26 protein-coding genes are annotated in these 20,688 nt (G+C 42.3%); 8 read left to right on the top strand and 18 right to left on the bottom strand.

Annotated features, from left to right (window positions below; translation table 11 throughout):
* Window positions 1-4: 4 nt before the first annotated feature.
* The 3 genes from ACTRWF_RS19140 to ACTRWF_RS19130 are packed head-to-tail and all read left to right on the top strand — an operon-like array spanning window position 5 to window position 1,613.
* Window positions 5-703, top strand: coding sequence for a HupE/UreJ family protein (locus ACTRWF_RS19140; RefSeq protein ID WP_196898114.1), 699 nt, complete (start codon window positions 5-7; stop codon window positions 701-703).
* 20 nt (window positions 704-723) lie between these two features.
* Complete coding sequence (locus ACTRWF_RS19135; protein WP_061486897.1) at window positions 724-1,236, top strand: hypothetical protein; 513 nt, start codon at window positions 724-726, stop codon at window positions 1,234-1,236.
* Window positions 1,237-1,253: 17 nt separating this feature from the next.
* The gene (locus ACTRWF_RS19130) at window positions 1,254-1,613 is read left to right on the top strand and encodes a DUF6488 family protein (RefSeq protein ID WP_020742705.1); all 360 of its coding nucleotides are present in this window, start codon (window positions 1,254-1,256) and stop codon (window positions 1,611-1,613) included.
* Between the two features lie 247 nt (window positions 1,614-1,860).
* On the opposite strand, the gene ACTRWF_RS19125 is transcribed toward ACTRWF_RS19130, so the two are convergent.
* The gene (locus ACTRWF_RS19125) at window positions 1,861-2,256 is read right to left on the bottom strand and encodes an ion channel (protein WP_015066041.1); all 396 of its coding nucleotides are present in this window, start codon (window positions 2,254-2,256) and stop codon (window positions 1,861-1,863) included.
* Window positions 2,257-2,377: 121 nt separating this feature from the next.
* Between ACTRWF_RS19125 and ACTRWF_RS19120 the strand changes: the two genes are divergently transcribed.
* From ACTRWF_RS19120 to ACTRWF_RS19100, 5 genes are all read left to right on the top strand, one after another.
* Window positions 2,378-2,908, top strand: a complete 531-nt coding sequence (locus ACTRWF_RS19120; RefSeq protein WP_012516919.1) for a DUF305 domain-containing protein — start codon at window positions 2,378-2,380, stop codon at window positions 2,906-2,908.
* A complete protein-coding gene (locus ACTRWF_RS19115; protein ID WP_012516918.1) occupies window positions 2,901-3,632 on the top strand; it encodes a MauE/DoxX family redox-associated membrane protein in 732 nt (243 codons plus the stop codon). Before ACTRWF_RS19120 ends, ACTRWF_RS19115 begins: the two co-directional genes overlap by 8 nt.
* Before the next feature lie 665 nt (window positions 3,633-4,297).
* Window positions 4,298-6,112 carry a copper resistance system multicopper oxidase gene (locus ACTRWF_RS19110; protein WP_012516917.1) on the top strand — a complete coding sequence of 605 codons (1,815 nt, stop codon included), beginning with the start codon at window positions 4,298-4,300 and terminating at the stop codon, window positions 6,110-6,112.
* Window positions 6,113-6,121: 9 nt separating this feature from the next.
* Window positions 6,122-6,868 (top strand): copper resistance protein B, encoded by a 747-nt coding sequence (locus tag ACTRWF_RS19105; protein WP_462836057.1) that lies wholly within the window; start codon window positions 6,122-6,124, stop codon window positions 6,866-6,868.
* 157 nt (window positions 6,869-7,025) lie between these two features.
* Window positions 7,026-8,351 (top strand): APC family permease, encoded by a 1,326-nt coding sequence (locus ACTRWF_RS19100; RefSeq protein WP_012516915.1) that lies wholly within the window; start codon window positions 7,026-7,028, stop codon window positions 8,349-8,351.
* 155 nt (window positions 8,352-8,506) lie between these two features.
* Here ACTRWF_RS19100 and ACTRWF_RS19095 read toward each other — a convergent pair whose 3' ends face one another.
* From ACTRWF_RS19095 to ACTRWF_RS19015, 17 genes are all read right to left on the bottom strand, one after another.
* Window positions 8,507-8,662, bottom strand: a complete 156-nt coding sequence (locus ACTRWF_RS19095) for a hypothetical protein (RefSeq protein ID WP_012516914.1) — start codon at window positions 8,660-8,662, stop codon at window positions 8,507-8,509.
* Window positions 8,663-8,763: 101 nt separating this feature from the next.
* Complete coding sequence (locus ACTRWF_RS19090; RefSeq protein WP_012516913.1) at window positions 8,764-9,009, bottom strand: DUF5676 family membrane protein; 246 nt, start codon at window positions 9,007-9,009, stop codon at window positions 8,764-8,766.
* A 99-nt stretch (window positions 9,010-9,108) separates the two neighbouring features.
* Window positions 9,109-9,480 (bottom strand): hypothetical protein, encoded by a 372-nt coding sequence (locus ACTRWF_RS19085; protein ID WP_012516912.1) that lies wholly within the window; start codon window positions 9,478-9,480, stop codon window positions 9,109-9,111.
* Between the two features lie 17 nt (window positions 9,481-9,497).
* A complete protein-coding gene (locus ACTRWF_RS19080) occupies window positions 9,498-9,632 on the bottom strand; it encodes a hypothetical protein (RefSeq protein WP_462836056.1) in 135 nt (44 codons plus the stop codon).
* Between the two features lie 99 nt (window positions 9,633-9,731).
* Window positions 9,732-10,478 (bottom strand): IS21-like element helper ATPase IstB, encoded by a 747-nt coding sequence (gene istB / locus ACTRWF_RS19075; RefSeq protein ID WP_039221977.1) that lies wholly within the window; start codon window positions 10,476-10,478, stop codon window positions 9,732-9,734.
* A gap of 8 nt (window positions 10,479-10,486) precedes the next feature.
* Window positions 10,487-12,025, bottom strand: a complete 1,539-nt coding sequence (istA, locus tag ACTRWF_RS19070) for an IS21 family transposase (RefSeq protein WP_462836055.1) — start codon at window positions 12,023-12,025, stop codon at window positions 10,487-10,489.
* Window positions 12,026-12,167: 142 nt separating this feature from the next.
* Window positions 12,168-12,491: a hypothetical protein gene (locus tag ACTRWF_RS19065; RefSeq protein ID WP_462836054.1), complete on the bottom strand. Its 324-nt coding sequence runs from the start codon at window positions 12,489-12,491 to the stop codon at window positions 12,168-12,170.
* Window positions 12,475-13,140 (bottom strand): methyltransferase family protein, encoded by a 666-nt coding sequence (locus ACTRWF_RS19060; protein ID WP_012516910.1) that lies wholly within the window; start codon window positions 13,138-13,140, stop codon window positions 12,475-12,477. The genes ACTRWF_RS19065 and ACTRWF_RS19060 overlap by 17 nt, the downstream gene beginning before the upstream one ends.
* Window positions 13,133-13,471 carry a DUF2933 domain-containing protein gene (locus ACTRWF_RS19055; RefSeq protein WP_012516909.1) on the bottom strand — a complete coding sequence of 113 codons (339 nt, stop codon included), beginning with the start codon at window positions 13,469-13,471 and terminating at the stop codon, window positions 13,133-13,135. Before ACTRWF_RS19055 ends, ACTRWF_RS19060 begins: the two co-directional genes overlap by 8 nt.
* 8 nt (window positions 13,472-13,479) lie before the next feature.
* Window positions 13,480-13,833, bottom strand: coding sequence for a cupredoxin domain-containing protein (locus ACTRWF_RS19050; protein WP_012516908.1), 354 nt, complete (start codon window positions 13,831-13,833; stop codon window positions 13,480-13,482).
* Window positions 13,834-13,844: 11 nt separating this feature from the next.
* Entirely contained in the window at window positions 13,845-16,088 is a 2,244-nt protein-coding gene (locus ACTRWF_RS19045; RefSeq protein WP_012516907.1) for a heavy metal translocating P-type ATPase, read from the bottom strand.
* 75 nt (window positions 16,089-16,163) lie between these two features.
* The gene (locus ACTRWF_RS19040; RefSeq protein WP_012516906.1) at window positions 16,164-16,598 is read right to left on the bottom strand and encodes a MerR family transcriptional regulator; all 435 of its coding nucleotides are present in this window, start codon (window positions 16,596-16,598) and stop codon (window positions 16,164-16,166) included.
* 794 nt (window positions 16,599-17,392) lie between these two features.
* Window positions 17,393-18,229 (bottom strand): formyltransferase family protein, encoded by an 837-nt coding sequence (locus ACTRWF_RS19035; protein ID WP_015066038.1) that lies wholly within the window; start codon window positions 18,227-18,229, stop codon window positions 17,393-17,395.
* 258 nt (window positions 18,230-18,487) lie between these two features.
* A complete protein-coding gene (locus ACTRWF_RS19030; protein ID WP_015066037.1) occupies window positions 18,488-18,958 on the bottom strand; it encodes a YybH family protein in 471 nt (156 codons plus the stop codon).
* A 27-nt stretch (window positions 18,959-18,985) separates the two neighbouring features.
* Window positions 18,986-19,456, bottom strand: a complete 471-nt coding sequence (locus ACTRWF_RS19025) for a YybH family protein (RefSeq protein ID WP_012516902.1) — start codon at window positions 19,454-19,456, stop codon at window positions 18,986-18,988.
* Between the two features lie 20 nt (window positions 19,457-19,476).
* Window positions 19,477-20,364, bottom strand: a complete 888-nt coding sequence (locus ACTRWF_RS19020; protein ID WP_203565510.1) for a copper resistance D family protein — start codon at window positions 20,362-20,364, stop codon at window positions 19,477-19,479.
* Between the two features lie 21 nt (window positions 20,365-20,385).
* Window positions 20,386-20,688 (bottom strand): copper resistance protein CopC (locus ACTRWF_RS19015; protein ID WP_462836053.1); only part of this gene is annotated, 303 nt, incomplete at its 5' end.

Here is a 20,688-nt window from a genome sequence, read left to right as displayed (position 1 = left end):
ATAAATGTTAGGTAAATTAAAGCTAACGCATTTGGTGTACCTTCTTCTATCTCTGTGTGCAATGGCTTCGTTTGAAGCCTTTGCACACGGTGTAGACGACAGTACACGTAACTTCTTAGAAAACAACACTGGTATCCAGATAATTCCCTTTCTGTATATCGGAGCTAAACATATGGTTACGGGTTATGACCATTTGCTGTTTCTAGTGGGAGTGCTGTTTTTTCTGAGAAATAGTAAAGACGTCTTGCTCTACGTAAGTATGTTCACGATAGGTCACAGTTTAACTCTAATGACTGGAGTCCTAGCTAATATCCAAGTTAATGCATACCTGATTGATGCAATTATCGGTTTATCAGTGGTTTATAAAGGGTTTGATAACCTCGGAGGATTCACCCACTTCTTTGGTAAACAACCCGCCCCTAAGAAAGCTGTACTTATTTTTGGCTTGTTTCATGGCTTCGGATTGGCAACAAAGATCCAAGAGTTTCACTTACCTGAAGATGGGCTAGCGCTAAATCTACTCTCCTTTAACATTGGAGTAGAAATTGGTCAGTTTATGGCTCTTATTTTTATTCTTCTGTTAATTAATTTTTGGCGTCAATTCGAGAGTTTCGACCGTTTTTCTGCGGCAACGAACACAGCCTTGATGAGTGGTGGTTTTATGTTAGTTGGGATGCAACTAACAGGGTATTTTGTTAGCTAAATTTTATGAGAAATATATTTATGGAATCTAATCAAACAAATCGTGCACTGATAAAAGCGACTGTAATTGCATTGTCAGTAGCAGTAGTGTCTCTAGTGTTATTTATTTTACCTGCTGAGTATGACATTGACCCTACTGGTGTCGGAAAGAAGCTCGGTCTAACAGTATTTAATCAGGACGGAGAATCTCCTTCTGCTAAGACAAGTACAGACGGTGACCAAGATACAGTGGTCGTTACTGTTCCAGCAGGTAAAGGTATCGAGTATAAGCTCAGCATGATGGAGAGCCAGCAGGTCACTTATGAATGGCAAACAAGTAATGGCGAGCTATATGTCGATCTTCATGGTGAACCAGATGGTGATAATACTGGCTATTTTAAGTCATACACTGTCGCTACTGTTGAAAGTATGAAAGGGAGTTTTGTTGTTCCTTTTAACGGGTCACATGGCTGGTATTGGAAAAACAACACAGACAAAGATATTGATGTTCAACTAATTTTCAGCGGTGAATACATCGTTGAAGGTTTAAAGTAAAAATGAGGAATCACAGAATGAAACACATAAAAGTATTAACAATTGCATCTGCGCTTTTAGCTTCTTCTAATGCTTTCGCACATGGAGGAGCGCATGGCGAGGTAAGTGTTATGGAGGTCATCCAAGCTGCCCAGACAACGGCTAAAACACTTACTTTTAAAAATAATGGAATGTCTGTAGGGAAGCTGGACACATCATGGAATAAGGTCGCACAGGGAGATTTCGAATTAGTTGAAGCGACAGAGAGAGAATATATAGTTAAAGCGACAAACTCTGAGAACGGTGAAACTCTTTTCTTTAGCATTAGCAAAAAAGGAAAAGTCCTCAATGTTGAAAAGGCAACCTCATTTGACAAAGGTCATGGCCATTCTCATTAATCGAAGTTAATGAGAATTTAAGTTTCGAACAAGAGATTTTCAGAATCATAAAGTCAGCTTTCAACCGTGCTTTTGGTTCTGAAACGTTTGCTAAGCTATACCCTCAAACTTCTTTAAGAGAGAAGCAAAGAATGCTCTATTGTTCGCTTTTTAGTATCTAAAAAGACAATAATTTGCGAAACATTGTTTCATTAAAAACTAGTCCTGACGGGTGAGGTTTACATCTTCTCAGGTTACAGTTTTTACATTACATATGCTTGAACACTTTCGATGCTGAACAGCTTATTAGTAGAAACCCTGTAGCCGATTCAACTCCTGCTATCATTCGTAGATGTCCGTCCGGCTCGATACTTCCAAGACCCAATGTAGTAATCGTAGTTAGTGAAAAGTAAAAAATATCCATGGAAGTGGCAGGTTGCTTAAAATCGCCGAGCTCGAAATAAAGTCCAATTTCATACGCCAGAGTAAAAATGACTGCTAGTAAAAGTTGGCTCGAAATGGCAATAACGACTACCGACAGTGTTTTTATCCAAGCTCCCTTCAATCTCTCGCTGATATTGTCCGCGACTACTGAAATATTAAAAAGATGCAGCCCTACGCAGATCAACAGTGCAGTTAAAACTATTAATATAGACAAAAACATAATATTTCCTTGTTGGTACAAAACTTGACTAGTTAAGATTGATTGGTTTGTAACCTCTCTCAAGCTTTCTTTTGTTAGAAAGATTTACAAATATTAACTGTTTCTTAAGTAAGGATTACATATGAAATACTCTAAGTTCGCTGCAATGATAATAACTTCAACTGTAGCGATGTTTTTAATGATGTACTTAAATACCTACGCTATCTCGCATGTCTGGTTCAGTGAGACAAGGACTTATATGGCACTCTATATGGGGGCAGGCATGGCGATTATAATGTTAGCTTTCATGTTAGGTATGTATAGCAACAAGAAACTCAATACAGCCATTTTTATAATAGCGGCACTTACTTTCGCCTTGTGTATCTATCTTGTTCGTTCACAAAGTACCATTTCAGATACCGCTTACACGAAAGCAATGATTCCTCATCACTCTATAGCTATTTTGACTAGTGAGCGTTCTAACCTTGAAGACGTTCGCGTACGAGAATTAGCAAACGGCATTATTAAAGCTCAGCGAAAGGAAATAAAGGAGATGGAGTGGTTGATAGAGGATATAAATAAGAATGGCAAGGTAACAACTCAGGAACAGGCCGAACAGCGTCCAATTCCTCAATTTGAAGGTAAATTGAATAAAGGAAAGGAAAATGAGTAAGAAAGCTATCCTATATAGAATGGTTACTAAAGAGCACATTTGCCCTTACGGTTTAAGGTCAAAAGACTTACTAGAGCGAGAAGGCTATTCAGTAGAAGACAATCATCTTACTTCACGTAATGACACCGATGATTTCAAGCAAAAGCATGGTGTAGAAACGACGCCTCAAACCTTCATCGAAGAAAAGCGAGTTGGTGGATATGATGAGCTTCGTAAATACTTCGGGAAAGGAGAAGCGGGGCAGAACGGAACTACTTATGCACCTGTTATTGCGATTTTTTCTGTGGCAGCTCTGCTATCGTTAGCATTCCAGTTTTTTGTTTCTGAAGACTTCATCTCTATAAGAACACTGGTTCTCTTTATTGCTTTCTCAATGACACTACTTGCAGTTCAAAAATTGAAGGATTTGTATAGTTTTACAAATTCGTTCATAACCTACGATTTGTTGGCAATGAGGTGGCTTCGATATGGTTACATCTACCCATTTCTTGAAGCCTACGCGGGGATAGGAATGGTAGCTCAACTGCCTGCCATAGCTGTTGCGCCATTTTCACTATTTATAGGAACCGTTGGGGCAATTTCTGTCTTTAAAGCAGTATATGTGGATAAACGGGAGCTCAAATGTGCTTGTGTCGGTGGGGACAGTAACGTGCCGTTAGGTTTTGTTTCACTATCAGAAAACATTTTTATGATAGCAGGCGCATTACTCATGTTATCTTTTTAGTTACAAGAGTTGCTTATCGACTAAACTTAATAAAAGTAACTCTATCAGCTTTTAAGATTGAAAAGACTGCTTGTTTAACTACATAGGAAGTTGTTTATCTTAGTTACAAGCAAATGTCATTGATTAAAGTGTCCTTAAGACTTATCTTTTCTAAGGGAATAACGTCGCGTAAAGGTTGAGAGCAAATACAAAGTTATGAGATCTATTATTTTCACACTATGCATTGGATATTTATTGGTACTGTTTACCGTGCCAGTTGATGCGTGTGAAATGAAAATGGATGAACATAGCTCATTAACTAAGGTTTCTCACAAATTCGCAGACGCTCATGAGGAGAAACGTAGCAGTTCACCTAGTTCTAAGCATCAAAGCGCTCACACTGATGGACACCCCTCGCATTCGGGTAAATCAGGTTGCTGCAATGATGGATGTATGTGTATAGCTACCAATTGCTACCACTTTGCAAGTCTTTTTTACGTTCCCATTCGTCAATTTGAAACAACTTTTGCTGAGCAGTATGACATTATCGCTCTAGCTGTTCCCCCCAAAATTTTCACTCCACCTTTCCGCCCACCGATAGCCTAAGGTACTGACTTAGTTAGTAATACTTTTTAAATGGATGAAATTCCTTCGTCCAGTTAGTATCAATTCAAAGGCTAAAAACTATGAAAAATTCTATCGACAACGGTCGCAGAAGATTTGTGCTCGCTGCCCTGACCTCAAGCGCTGCGGCTGCGTTAACCAACGTTAGTCCTCTATGGGCAGCACCTGTTGGTCGCCATTTTAAAGATCAAGTTTTGACAGGTGATATTAAAAATCTCAATGTGTCAAAAGCGCAATTGCCAATAGGCTCAAATATGGGCTCACCTATAACGATCAATGGTCAAATGCCGGGCCCGTTGATTAGATTGAAAGAAGGACAGAGAGCGCACCTCAATGTAACTAACCACCTAAACCAAGATACTTCAATACACTGGCACGGGATTATTTTACCACCAGATATGGATGGCGTTCCGGGAGTTTCCTTTGCCGGAATAAAACCTGGCGAAACATTTAAATATGCATTCGATGTCGAGCAAAACGGCACCTACTGGTACCACAGTCATTCAGGCCTCCAGGAACAGTTGGGCCATTTAGGACCTCTTGTGATCGACCCCGCAGATGGGGACATTGGGGCTGATAGGGAACATACAATTATTTTAAGCGATTGGACGTTTTCAGACCCCCATGACGTTATGCGAAAACTGAAGGTAGCGGAAGGTTATTACAATTATCAAAAGCGAACTATTTTCGACACGTTAGAAGACGTAAAGAAAAAAGGGCTTGCCGATACATGGGAAGAGCGTGCTATGTGGGGTGCAATGCGTATGAGCCCTCGCGATATAGCTGACGTTACAGGCAGTACATATACATACTTAATGAATGGCCGGACACCACAAGATAATTGGCAAGCCCTGTTTAAAGTAGGCGAGAAAATCCGGTTGAGGATCATAAATGGTTCTGCGATGACTTATTTCGACTTTCGCATCCCAGGGCTTGAAATGACAGTTGTAGCTGCAGATGGTCAGCCTGTTAAACCAGTAAATGTGGATGAGTTTCGAATTGCAGTAGCGGAAACTTATGACGTAATCGTTCAGCCAAAAGAGCGAAAAGCTTATACCTTTTTTGCGGAAAGTTTTGATAGAAGTGGATATGCGCGTGGCACCCTAACCCCGTCAATTGGCCTTACTGCAGAGGTTCCCCCACAGCGAGTTATCACAGAGCGTGGCATGGCGGCGATGGGGATGGACATGTCTGGTATGAAAGGCATGAATATGGATAAGTCCAAGGTCGACAGCTCGGGCATGGCTGCTCCAAAAGGTGAAATGAAAGGAATGGGGCAGCATAGCGCCCATACAATGCATGGCACCCAAATGGAAGGAGAAATGACCCCCTCCAAAAAGCTCCCAGTAGAAAGCATAGACATTGTCCACAGCGAAGACGGGCACGGCGCTGGTGCAGCGATGATTGCTAAAAATCCAAGTTCTAGGTTGGATGAACCTGGGATCGGTTTGGAAGACAGCCCACATCGTGTCCTTGTTTATACAGATTTAGTCGGTGAAAGTCCTTGGCCTGACGAAAGAGAGCCGGAACGTCAAATTGAGCTTCACTTAACGGGCAATATGGAAAGGTACATGTGGTCGTTCGATGGCAAAAAGTTTAGTGAAGTAGACGGATATGTACGTTTCAATTATGGCGAGAGACTACGTCTGATCTTGGTTAATGACACTATGATGGATCACCCTATTCATTTACATGGTATGTGGATGGAACTTGAAAACGGCCAATATCCAAGACCTCGTAAACACACGATCAGCCTCAAGCCTGGAGAGAAGGTCTCGTTACAAATCAGCGCAGATGCCCCCGGTGAGTGGGCGTTTCATTGTCACCTGCTATACCACATGGAAGCAGGTATGTTTCGTGTTGTACAGGTCGCATAGGAGATTAAAATGAAACAGATATTAATAGCAGGCCTAATAACATTAACTTTGAGCGTTGACAATGCTTTGGCTCAATCAAGAGATGACTGGCCATCTCCTATTCCTAATGAATATTTTGGCCAAGTTCTATTTGACCGACTTGAATATAATCGCACTGATGAGCAGCAAAATATAGGGGTCTGGGACATGCAAGCGTGGTATGGCGGAGATTACCATCGTCTTGTTTTTAAAAGCGAAGGCGAAAATACACAAAACGATGGAATGCCTACTGATCTGGAACGAGCAGAACTGTTGTACGGTTATCTAGTTTCTTCTTTTTGGTCTATACAATTTGGTGTGGGCACAACGGGAGAGCTGTCATCAGATGCGGATATGGAGAACTATGCGGTGTTCAGTTATCAAGGTCTAGCGCCTTACTGGTTTGAAATGGAAAATTCACTGCGTATTAACGAAGACGGTGACATGCAGTTCATCAATGAAACCGAATATGACTGGCAACTAAGTCAAGTTTCCTATCTGCAACCGCGCTTGGAAGTTGTTGCCAACCTCACCGATTCTGAAAAGTATGACCGTCAAAGCGGGCTGAGTAATATTCGTATTGGTTTGCGATATCGGCATGAAATAGTGAGAGAGGTAGCGCCTTATGTCGGTGTTTATTACAGCAAAGCTTTGGGAAATACAGCTGATGCATTAAAAGCAGAAGGCAAGTCAACCAGTGAAACTGGTGTAGTGTTAGGTGCAAGGATTTGGTTTTAAACGTCCTACGCTAAAAACGAAATAACTGGTATGCCATTGCCAGTTATTTCTTTCTACACGTCTTCGAATTTGTTTTGTAATGGGCCTGTGTCCTTATATTTGCTGCAGGTTGCTTTTGTTGTTACTCAGGCTCACATGACATAAAGGAGTAACCAATATGAATGAACACGAGCATTCAAACAGGAAAGATTCGTTAAGCCTCTGGGGCGCGGTATCGATGGGAACTGGTGTAATGATAGGTGCTGGTATATTTGCTTTAACCGGGCAAATAGCAGAGCTGGCAGGCACATGGTTTCCTTTTGCGTTTTTAGTTGCAGCGATAATTGCAGGGTTTAGCTCATACAGTTACATCAAAATGGCACAGAAATACCCCTCTGCAGGTGGTATCGCCATGTTTCTGAAAAAAGCCTATGGTAGAGGTCTGCTGACTGGTGCCTGTGCATTGCTAATGTTTTTTTCCATGGTTATCAATGAAAGTTTGGTAGCCCGCACTTTTGGCACTTATGTCCTACAATTGTTTGACTCTCAGGGCGCTGAGTGGCTTATACCAGCGCTTGGCGTGAGTCTTCTTATTGTGGCATTCATTGTTAATATTTTGAGTAATCAATTCATACAGACCCTCTCATTTATTATGGCTTTTATCAAAATAGCAGGACTTGCAGTTTTGGCAATTGGTGGGCTGTGGGCAACCGGTTTGTCGTTTGAGAGCGTTTCAGCTCAACCGCAAGATACCAGCGCAACCGGTTTTCTCGGAGCCGTGGCACTTGGTATTTTGGGATACAAAGGATTCACTACAATCACAAACAGCGGAGGCGAGCTCAAACAACCAGAAAAAAATGTAGGAAGGGCCATAGTCATTTCTATATCCATTTGTGTGGTACTTTATGTTTTTGTCGCAGTTGCAGTAGGAGCAAATTTATCAATTGGCGAAATAATACAGGCAAAAGATTATTCGCTTGCTGAAGCATCTCGACCCGCATTCGGCCAGTATGGTGCTTGGTTTACTATAGCTTTCGCGATTATTGCCACGTCTTCCGGTGTCGTTGCCAGCATCTTCGCTGTTTCAAGAATGCTATCGATGCTTACATCAATGCAACTTGTGCCTCACCGTCATTTTTCATTACCGGGAGATATAAGAAGACATTCCTTAATTTATACGTTAGTCATCGCAATATTTCTTACCATATTCTTCGATTTGAGCCGCATAGCCTCAATCGGTGTAGTTTTTTATATCGTAATGGATATCTTCATCCACTGGGGAGTGTTCAAGCATTTACGAGATGATGTGCAAGCTAAAGCTTGGGTACTAGTCAGTGCAATTATTCTCGATATCATTGTTCTTCTATCTTTTATGTGGGTGAAAGCAAAATCAGATATCTTCATTGTTGGGATTTCTGTGGCTGGACTTCTTATCGTATTCGCGGCTGAGAAATGGTTTCTAAAGCTCCATGCGTATGATGATGATGATAAAAATTATAACTGATGCAAATCATTGAAGCTGTTCATGAACTACATCGACGGAGTAAGACAATATTCAGCGTAGGCAGAGTAGCAGCCTAAAAGGTAAGCGCAGTTGTTATGAATAGGAAAGGAATTAACCGGCATTAGCGTGCCGGTTATTTTTACTCGTGGCACACTTTAACCGCTTTTTTGCTGCTTCAGTGTATTCATTATTTCAGCAAACTCCTGTCCTTTTGACTCAGGTGGCTGGCTACAACCCTGCTTCTCTGTATTGGTTTGACTGGGTAGTTGCATGGCTTGCTGTAAGGCTAATTCTGAATTATTGGTTATCATAATATCTCACCGTTAGTTTAAATTTATGTGGCAGTAGATATCAGCAAATATCGTACCTGTGCTAAAAGGACAAATACTGACTATTTATTTAGCCCTCACTACTACAGCTGCCTATTGTAAATACTGGCAATAAGCCAACCCAGTACACCTGCGAACAAAGCCCATAAAGCTCCGCCTATCACTACACCCAATAAAGGCACGTTCCATATCATCCCTTGCCAGTCTGAAAACATTATATTACCAGCCATGGGTGACATCATGTCGGGCATTGTAATAATGAACAAAGAACTAACAACTAACAACACTCTCGAAGCTGAACGATGCGGCGCACGCGAACGCAAATACATTTTCTCGAATTTTCATCTTACGCCTCCTTAAAGCCAGCATCATAATGTAACGACATCGCTCAGCATTGTTGTTGAATGAGAACGTAGAGCACATTAAGGTTATGTACGCTTCCTGTGAGCGCCCTGCGGCAAGTGGTGGCAACTCCACGGTTTGTGCGTCGCATTGTCTTTTATATTTTGATCTACAAACTGGTAATAACCTTCTTTTGTGTGTGTCCACCAGTCATTGTGAAGATCTGCGCCGTGTTTTCGAATGATCGCTTCAATACCGTCTAAATCGATATGTGTCGCATCATATGCCAGGTGAATAGCCCCTTCTTTGATGTTGTAGCTCACCTCATCAATGCCAAAGAGCTTGTCAATCTCTTCAATTAGGGGCTCGCAATTTGCCTCATAGACATTGCTGAGCCGTAAATTCCGAACGACTAAATTTGCTTCTCTGACACCGACTCTGTGGTCTAAATCACTCATATCTTTCTCCTCGGGTGTTAATTTGAATGTTTCTGAGATTCGGGTGAATGGCTTCCATCCATTTTCGACATCATTACTTCCATCATCTTAAGATGCCTTTCTGCCATATCAACTTGGTTTTGCATGGGTTGCCCTTCCATTTTTTCGTGCATTATATGCATCATTCCCATCATGCGTATTTCGGTGAATCCGATCGGTCGTTTCGGTTTTATCCGATCACTTTTTCATCTTCTTTTTCGTCCCTGCCAGTTTTACCTTAAGTGATCGGATTGGTCTAGTTTTCTCATCGATTCGCCAGCCAGTTCAATTCGATGACTGTTGTGCAATAAACGGTCGAGTAATGCATCTGCCACAGTGGGGTTACTGATGAGTTTGTACCATTCGGTAACGGGTAACTGGCTGGCGATAATGGTACTGGTGTTTTGGTATCGCTCTTCCATCACATCAAGTAAGTCATTAGCCTGACGTGCGCTCAGTTTTTCCATTCCCCAGTCGTCCAGGATGAGCAACTTTTTCTTAGCGAGTTGTGCAAGCTGTTGTCGGTAACTGCCATCGGCGTGGCCGATATTCAGTTCATCAAGAAGCTGCCCAAGTCGGTAATATCGCACCGTATGATGTTGTTCACAGGCTTGTCTGGCTAACGCGCATGCGAAGTACGTTTTTCCGCATCCTGTTGCTCCGGTAACGATAATGTTATGGGCACGATGTAAGTATTGGCCGCTTAACAGTGTGGCGACTTTATCTTTGCGTAGGCCACGCTCTGCACGGTATTCCAATCGGCTGGCATGAGCCTCTAAGCGCAAGGTTGCCTGGCGCAGTAAACGCTTCACTTTGCTGTCTTGCCGACAATGGATTTCATGCTGTGCCAGCAATCCTAAGCGCTCTTCGAAGCTCATCTCGTCGTAAGTTGTCGCTTGGCTTTGTTGTTGCTGTAACGCTTGAGCGAAGTGCCCAAGCCGTAAGCTACGTAGTTGCTCTTGTAATTGAGATTGTGTCATGGGTTTTCCTATTGATAGTAATGTTGGCCGCGGATATTGTGATGGGTGACAGGCTGCTCATCCTGCTCAACAGCGGTGCTCGGTATGCTTTCTTGATGATGTTTGAGTAAGTTCATCACCACACTCCGGTGAGGGCGTTCTAGCAGTAATGCCTTTTGGCAAGCGGCTTCAAGTCGCGCAGCACCATGTTGTTTAGTGAGGTTTAGGATAGCTAAGCAGCTTTTAATCGCTTGCTCAGGATGTTTGCGACTATGGATGTGCCACTGCACCACACCACGGGTACCCACACCGATATTCTCAGCCCAGTGCAGTAAGCGCTCAGCACTGAAGCGCTGTTTTACATGGCTGTCCGGCATGTGTTCTTTTTGGGTTGAGAAGCCGCCTTCTTTTGCTGATTTAGCGTGCTGTGTTACCAGTTGATTGTGATGATAGATGCTGACTACACTGCCACTTGCCTCTATGGTCACCGTGTTGCCCACTAAAGTGTGTGGTACAGAGTAAGCATGCTTTTGGTACAGCACATGGTAATCCGGCCCTACCTTCGCCCGTTTACTATCGATGTACTCATACGTGGTGCCAGGTAATGGCATTAAGGCTGGCTTATCGAGCAGTTCAAACTGTTCACGACGAGAGCCTGGGTATAAGCGTTGTGGCCGATTATTTAACTCTGCCATTAACACTTTAATCCGCGCATTTAGACCCGCTAGGGTGTAGAAGCTCTCACGTCGCAATCGCATTAATATCCAACGCTCAACAATCAGCACCGCATTTTCTGCTTTGGCTTTATCCTTCGGTTTATATGGGCGTGCAGGCACAATGGCACAGCCATAATGCCGCGCCATTCTGGCATAGTTTTCATTTAGCGTAGGCGCGTAGCGGTGGGCTTTGGTAACGGCCGATTTCAGGTTATCCGGCACAAGTAAACGGGGTACACCGCCAAGGTGGCGGAACGTTCTTACGTGCGCCATTATCCAGTCTTCTTCACGTTGTGAGCGGCCAGCTTCAACATAGGTGTAGTTGGTTGCGCCTAAGGTCGCAACGAAGATTTGTGCGTGATAACGAACTTCGCCCGTATCAGGATTGATGATAGGTACCGTTGGTCCGCAGTAGTCAATAAACAACTTATCGCCTGCGATGTGATGTTGTCGCATACTGCGTTTCTGCTTTTTAAGCCAACGCTGATAGTGCTCGCAGAACTGCGTGTAGCCGTAGGCTGACGCACTATCCTCGGCGCAATATTCTTCCCACAGCAAGAGCTTAGTCATGCCTTTGCGCTTCAACTCTTGCTGCATTAGCATAAAGTCAGGCAGCCGTTTCTGGCGCTGAACGGGACCGGTGCTATACAACTGCGCTTCGAGCGTTTTATCGTTTAGCGCTTGCGGCAACGGCCACGATAAGTCACTGGATTTAAAGCGCGAGAGTATTTCACTCACGGTTGAAGGGCCAAGACTTAAGCATTGGCCGATGTCTCGATGGCTTAATCCTACTTCGAATTTGAGACGCAGGACGTCTTTAATCTTTCTCATATCGGTTCTCTTTCTCGCCATGGCAGCTCATTCCTTCAATAAAGTGATGAAGTGGAGCTTACCAATTGATTTAATGAGAAAAAGAAGAAGATTTCGGGATTCCGATCAGTGATTTCGGAAAAACGTCATTTTTGATCGGATAACTCCGAAATAGGCGATCGGATTAGACCGAAATCAGTGATCGGATTGAACCGAAATGGGTGATCGGAATGGGCCGGAACATGCACATCATGGATTGCATGTGTTTTTTCATCATTTCACGCTGCTTGCTGGGATTCTTTTCTTCTTTGATAGCGTTAACTTCTTCCTTCATCGACTTTATTTTTGCATTCATCATATGCATATCTTGGCCACGCATAGGCATTCCCGTTTGAATCTCTGGCTTGTCTGAGCCCTTATGCTCATGCTCTTCCATTTGTTGAGCTTGCGATGTTGCAGCCATTACTAATGTGGTTGAAAAAATGATTGATTTAGTGAATTTTTTCATGGCTTTCACCTTTTAATTTAAAGTTGAGGTTTGGGATCCAGCCAGGTGTCGTGTTGATATAGCTCACATACTCATCGCCAAATTCAGCAATAGCCAGAGCTTCTTCACGCTTTGCCAGTTTCACATACACAACAACTAAAACTGGAAACATGACCAGTGTGGGAATGGTCGGCCATTGCAACAAAAAACCGAACATGATCAGTATGAAGGCTAAATATTGAGGGTGGCGACACCGCGCATACCATCCAGTCTTAGCTAAGTGATGGTTCTTCTGAGCGTGGTGCAGCACATTCCATGCTGAGGACAAGATAAAGAATCCTGCAACAATAAATACCATACTGGCGATATGAAATGGGTCCCAGTGGGCGTCGCCTTTAAAACCAAAGAAAGTATGCAACAGATGTCCGTTTTCGTGCGCAAAAAAGTTTACTTCCGGATAGGTTTCAGCAAGCCATCCTGACAAGAAATAAATAGTCAGTGGGAAGCCATACATTTCGGTAAACAGGGCTACAATAAACGCAGAAAATACCCCCAAACTTCGCCAGTCGGTGGAAGATTTTGGCTTTACAAAACTGAATGCAAAAAAGATAAAAATAGCTGAGTTCAGTATCACCATTGACCATAAGCCATAATCATATGTATCATTCATCTTGGTTGTCCTTTTTAAGTGACTCCTTTCGGCCTTCCTCCAACCCCTGAATGTATCCATCACGATAAGCCGCGTTGTTATCACTCAATTCCTGAAAACTTTTCTGCTTATTGTCACTGTCGCGAGAATGTTCGTGGGCGTGTCCGTGTTTACCGTGGCTACTGTGCATGAATATATGCATGAATGGGCACAGCAATAAAATCAAATAGGGAAGAAACTGAAGGACATGATGACCATGTTCGAAAATTAAAAAATAAGTAACGGCAGCGATCATCGCTAATGCTGCCCACCCTGTAGGTGTTGACCAAAATCTGGGGTGACTGTTTTTCATGACTCCTCCTATACCACCGTAAGAACACCGCGATACATCTGCATCTGGCAGTGAAAAGTATGTTCGCCCTGTGGGACGTTTTCGAGGTGAATTGGTGTTACCTCATTAAGCGTTAGCTGCTCACTGATATCTAATGAAGGAATTAGCAGTACTTCGGAACAGGGAGACTCATCTTTGCGCAAAAACTTCAACGTAACAGATTGGTTTGCGTTTACCTGAATAGACGCTGGTGAGTACACGCCATTTTTTACTTCTATGAGTATTTCGTTACTTTCAGTAACTGTCTGATCAGGCTTGTATAACCAAAACCACCAAATAATCAGTGCAATACCCGTAAGTCCCACAATATTAATTATCATCATAAGAAAACTCCTTAGTGGTCCTTTGCCTTGAATAGGCGAAGCCGGTTCGCATTTGATACCACTGTTAACGAAGAAAATGCCATGGCGGCTCCGGCGATAACTGGGCTTAGCAATACTCCGAAAAATGGATAGAGCACGCCCGCCGCAAAAGGTATACCTGCTACGTTGTAGATAAAGGCTCCAAACAAGTTTTGCTTAATGTTGCGCAAGGTGGCTTTACTAACCGCTATAGCATCGGCCAGACCATGCAACGAGCCGCGCATCAGGGTGATATCGGCGCTTTCAATGGCAACGTCCGTTCCTGTACCAATGGCAAAGCCAACATCAGCCAAGGCAAGAGCCGGAGCATCGTTAATTCCATCACCAGTCATACCCACTACTTCTCTCTGCTGCTGTAATTCATGTACTTTGTTGGCCTTATCTTCGGGCAATACTTCAGCAAAAAACTCGCTTATTGCCGCTTTCTTTGCCACTGCAGCAGCAGTTTCTTTGTTGTCCCCCGTTAACATGATGACCCGGATATCATTAGCCTGAAGACGCTTGATGGCAGAAACAGAGTCAGGTTTTATCGGGTCGGCAACCGCTATGATGGCAGCAAGTTGTCCATCTACAGCGAAATACATGGGAGTTTTGGCGTCTTTGGCCAGTGTTTGTGCTTTCTCTGAATAATTACCTATGCCCACCCCTTTTGAAGCCATAAGCTTGCTGTTACCAAACAATAAGGCCTTTCCTTCACAACGGCCTTCAACCCCCATACCGGTAATCGCATTAAACTCTTCGGTTTTCAGCAGCTCAATGCCCTGGTCGTGGGCACTTTCTACTATCGCCATTGCTAATGGGTGCTCTGAACCATTTTCCAGACTAGCTGCCAATTGCAGCACTGTCTTTTCATCACTGAAATTGGCTAAAATTATGTCAGTGACCTTGGGTGTACCTTCCGTAATCGTTCCGGTTTTATCCAGTATCATCACACTGATTTTTGATGCCGTTTGTAGCGCTTCGCCGTTGCGAATTAGCACGCCGGCTTCAGCAGCCTTTCCAACCCCCACCATAACTGACATCGGCGTGGCTAGGCCCAATGCACATGGACAAGCAATGATCAATACAGTGGTGGCCGAAACTATGGCAAATGCCAGTGCGGGCTCAGGCCCAAAGTTCAGCCATGCTAGCGCACTGAGCACAGATATAATCATTACCACAGGAACAAAGTAAGCGGATATCACGTCGGCCAAGCGCCCAATAGGCGGCTTTGAATTTTGTGCGCGTTTAACCATTGCAATGATTTGCGCCAGTGCCGTGTCTTTACCTACTCGAGTTGCTTTAAATAGAAACATTCCTGACTTGTTGAGAGTTCCAGCAACGACTTCATCGTCATGTGATTTTTCAACTGGCATCGGTTCCCCGGTTAGCATTGACTCGTCGATTGACGTATGGCCTTCAACAACCACACCATCAACAGGCACTTTTTCTCCAGGCCTGACTTTGATGACATCGTTAAAAAGCACTTGCTCGATAGCGACCTGGACCTCTTTATTGTCGCGAATAACCGTGGCTGTTTTCGCTTGTAATCCAATTAAACGTTTGATTGCTTCTGAGGTTTTTCCGCGGGCTTTTAGTTCTAAGGCAAGCCCCAGATCAATTAGACCAATGATCATAGCTGTAGCTTCAAAATAAACGTGCCTTGCCATTAACGGCACTGCTTCAGGTACCAACACTACCAACATCGAATAGAACCATGCTGTGCCTGTACCAAGTGCAATGAGTGTATCCATATTGGCAGAATGATTTTTAAAGCTCTTCCACGCACCGATGTAAAAATGCCGGCCGGAAAAGAACATTACACCCAGCGTCAGTAGGCCAACTGCTAGCCACAACAACCTCTCGACATTAGTCTCGACCGTCATTTCGTCGACAACAATGCTATAAGTCATTAGAGGGATACCTAGCGAAAGCGCAATGAAAGTATCTCGCATCAGCTTTTTGTAATAGGTCCTATCCGCTGCTTCTTTTTCATCGACTACATCAGTGTCAGGCTTATCTTCGAAAGGCTTTGCGTTGTAACCAACGGACTCTACTGCTTGAACCAATAATTGAGAATCCGCTGTACCCGATACAAGTACTGTTCTGTCTGCAAAGTTCATTTCGGCATTCTGCACTCCCGGCGTCTGCTTCAAGGCAGCTTCTATTTTTCCAACGCAACTGGCACATCCGGCGCCTTCTATCACTAATTGTCGCTGTGTTACTTCTGCACTCATAGTGCTCTCCTTTTTTCCTATTTTTAGAAGACTTGTTTTTTGACGGACAACAATTTTTCTGAAGAAACACCTGCATTAAGTTCTGTCATTTATGTTTTCCTCCAGGACGGTGTGTTCAAACTCTTCTATTAAATGACAGACCACGTGTGAGGATGGGGCTTTGTCACCCATTGCTCCCCATTTCCTTACTGCCAGCATCATATTTTGCCTGAGTAACAACATTGCCTTAAATTGTCTTTCTGTTTCTGCTAGCCTTCTTGCAATTAAGGTTCTAACTAGGGGACAAGCGGTCTTTCCATTATCTGCTTCTCTGAGAATTTGCTTGATATCTTCAACTGAAAAACCTAAATGCCTTGCACTTAATATAAACCGCAACCTGGAAGCATCTTTCGTTGAATAGAATTTATAACCATTGTCAGATTTTGCCGGCGTTATTAACTGCAAGCGCGTGTAATAGCGAACAGTATCTGGCGTTGTAGCCAAGGCGCTTGCGATCTCTCTTACTTTCATAGTTGTTCCGATGTCTTTAACCTAAAATTTTACTTATACCTAAAGGCTAAACCTGTTTGTGGGACGCGAGTCAATAGGCATGTAACTCGTGAAACTTTCGGTTCTAAGATGTAATGCGTTTGTAAGTGAGGCGGATAATACTTGCTGTTCGTTTACTGATAGCAAACAGTGTCTTAATGTATATTAATTAAGCAGTTGATCGTCTAAGACATTCTTTGATTGCAATTGATTAGTAAAGAAAACTTAGAGAAAAGCCTCACTGAGTTTATGTGTAGCTCTTAATCGGAGGGTGGAAGGGAGGAGAGTGTATACCAATTAAAGGGGTAATATTTATATCTGAAAATGAGCTTTGCTTAATGTTTTCACTTATCAGAATTTCAATATTTGAAAGTATACAAAATTGGGTTAAAGAAGTTGCACAGTAAGCACCTATACAGCACGCGCATATCGATTGATCATTTCCTTCGCAGTGCTGTACATCCTGGTTCTTTTCTGAATGAAGTGTGTGATTATTTAAAGTAGTATGTCCTACGCTTGATAAGGAATCATTTGAGGACATATGAGATTCTGATGTGTCGTGACCATCACATTTAATTGGGTTCGTCATAGCAAAGCCGTGCTGTGAAAGTAGCGCAGCTATTAGTACTAATTTAAACCACTTATAAATGCCTGACACAATAAACTCCATCAGTGAGTAAGGGAATAGTAGCGGTATTCCGTTATTCTTACTTTGACGTAGATCAACACAACACAAAAAAGTGCTTAGGACCTTTAAACATTAAAGCCGTAATCAACTAGTTTAGTACTCTTGATTCATATAGCCTTAAACTACGCTTAGAAAGTACAACATAGCCATCATTTATAGCAATGCTTTTAATTAGTGCATCCTCAAAGATTATGCTACCGCACGTGAAATCGTGACTGAAAGTTGTGACTTCGACATCATTTGCGATATATAACGCGTTATCTAACGAAATAAGAATCCCAAAGTGCCCATACTGTCGAAGGGCATGACTAAATTGAGCGGTGTTTTGATCCCAATTTACAAACCTTCTTTTTACTGGAGGTAGACTTTGGAATGACGCTAGCTTTTCCAATTGAGGTGTGGCGTTATTATAAAGCTCATTAAAGTTATTAAGTAATTCTTCTAACAGAGTTTCTGCGAGTAACTGAGACTTGACCATCAATGATGAAATCGTTTCATTGTTTTCGACCTCAAATTTCTCTTGGATTAGGATGCTACCTGCATCAAGTTTCTCAGTGAGTTTATGAATGCTAACACCCGCGTTCTCAGGGTTGTCGATAATGTAGGTGAGTGGGGTTGGGCCTCTACTTTTGGGTAGTAAAGATGGGTGGATATTAATCGCATATTTTATTTCGTTTGTGGGTACTTTGTATCCGTAATCGGCTACAACAAAGACTGTCTGTTCGTCATTTAAATATCCTTTAAGAGTCACGATACTTGGTTTTTCAGTGGAATAAACAATATTGTATTTACGACAAATTCGTTTGATGAAGCTCGCATTTTCCTGAACATCGTTTATAAAAACGCGTTCAATGTTCAATCTATTTTTAATTAGAAGTAACAAACAATTCGAGAATAAGTCGTTTCCAAAATAAACGATTTTCATATTTCTCTGTACCTTTTGAGAATAGCGTATGTGGAACAAAATGTAGGTTGGGAGGACAAGTGTTTAAGGATTCGATGTTGATTAAAAATCTGTGCAAAAACGAATAATAAGGGTTCATTGGCTGGCGGGAAGCTTAGTTCGTGCCAATATGAAGTGTAAGGCATTTTGGCAATAGGATAGCCGAGATGGTTCTGATATTGAGCAAACTGGAAAGCTACCGTTGATATTACCAAAGTAGCTTTCAATACATTTATTTCGCTAGTCTTTTGCACGATTTCTACTAGAGGAATGCGTGTGAACTATCAGCCACTCACCGTTAACTTTTTTAAAAAGAAAGGTTTGAAACCCCGTTTTGTTGAAAGTTTCTCCAGACTTCCTAACCTTTCCTTGAACGGTTGTATCAACGAGTGTCCAAGCAAAATCATCTTCTACATGAGTTTGAATGTTAGAAAAATCTAAACTTAAGAAAACTAAGGCATCCTTTTCTGGTTCAACATGATGCTCTATCAAGTCACTTAACCCTACATTCTGTCCGCCAGATTCAAAGTATCTTGCGCCTTTAAAGTCGAAAAAGTGCTTTTTAAAGGGGGCACCGTCTCCATTCTCCCAGCCATATTCAATTTGCTTTATAATGTCTTTTATCTGATCTTTATCAGTTGCATTGTTATCATGAGCGAAAGTGAAAAAAGATAACAAAGACGAAATGATTATGATTAAAAATTTTTTCATACGAGCTCTCTCGGGTAGTTAATCGAATCAATTTGACCAATGAATATGTTTGATTTTCCACTCTCCTTCGGTGTTGATTAAGACAATTGTTTCCATACTTTGGTAGTCTCTCTCTTCCCCCTTAAACATCCCATTGACCAGAAACCGCGATGCGGAGATTGCTGTGTTGCCCAGAACTTTGACTTGATGCTCCAACGCTTTATTTGTCACTGACGATAGATATTCCATATCTGAATTCATATGATGTTGAGCATATTCATCTGCGCTCCTCTCAACTCCGCCTCCTTCATAAATAGTCACATCATCCGCCAGTAGGCTCTTCGCAGTGATTTTGTCTCCCGTATTAAGCGCGTGATGGAATGCAATAACTATTTTAGCTGCAGGCGTATCTAACCCACTAAACATACCTTTCTCATGATGTTCTTTTTCATGGGCACTAGCAGCAAAACTCATGATTACGGGCATGATAAATAGTAAGACTAATAATTTAATTTTCATTTGAATTTCTCTTCTAAGTTTTATCTTTCGGGACCTACAATACTCGTAAGCCCAGAAGTAATGATTAAAATAGCAACTGCTATTGTTAACTCTAATGAAATGGATTTTGAGAGTGCTTCGCTTCCCGAGCCACTTTTAAGTTTTGGGACTAATTTCAGTTTGTGCCGTATAGCAATAGCTAGAATGCTAGTTACAAGGAACATTTTAACAAGAAGAGTTTGCCCATATATGGAGCTAAATAACCCTTCAAAACTACCTACCAATTGAATAGCTAGCCAAATGCCTGCAGATAATAATAAGGTAACCAATACGGCCGCCTGCGTACCAAACCTATCCATTAATTTATAAAGCTTTTCGTAGCTCTGGTAATGGCAGGAGAGCTTTAACGGAATCAATGCACCAAACCACCAAGCCATAACAAATACGTGAACCATAAGTAGTATTCGAGCAATACTTCCTAATTCAGAAACGTGGCCGGTTAAAGTAAATGTGTACGAGAGAGTGAATAGACACAGCACAAGTAAGCAAGACTTTAACCTTAGGAAAGGTTTAAGAGGTTTAAATTTCAATAAGTAGATAGTTATTAAAGCTACGGCTAACCCCCCCGCACGATACAAGGTGACTTCACCGATAGGAGAACTCAACATTATCTTAAGCATAAAGGGGTCAAGTGCGCCTTGAATTCCCTCTTCTACCATCGCTCCAGTGTTCGCGATAAACCACACTGCATTAGAAATAAACGCAACAAAGACACAAACCTTTACCCATACAGCGCTATAAGATGGCGTTGTATAACTTGTCCTACTGTCGTTAATATCTCGCCAGAAAAATGTATATCCAGCTGTGGCCGCGAAACCTAAATAAAACATTAGCTTTGTCACTACAATTACAGTGTTCCAGATATACATTTCCACAGCTGAATCCCCTTTTTAGTGCACCATAAATCCAAAACTATCTTTCATCTTGTGCCCATCGGAGCCAAGCATGATGAACTCAACATTGTATGAACCTGGACGTAATTTAGGTAAGGTCCAAGAATAATCCGTTGCAACCTCTTTCGGAGGTTCAAAGCCAAAATCAACTTTTGCACCTTCACTGTCTTTTAAAACTACTTTTATTAATCTAACTCCCTTGGTAAAGCTGACTGATAGTTCCATTGGGGCCTCCATCAACATTGCATTTTTGCTTGGTGTGCTAGATTTAATTTCTATAGCCTCATGTGCTAATGCCAC

The sequence above is a fragment of the Alteromonas sp. G5_S2_22_S1 genome (genome assembly GCF_054968525.1).
Note: the sequence above shows the minus strand (reverse complement) of the source record. Positions and strands in the feature narration are given on the sequence as shown.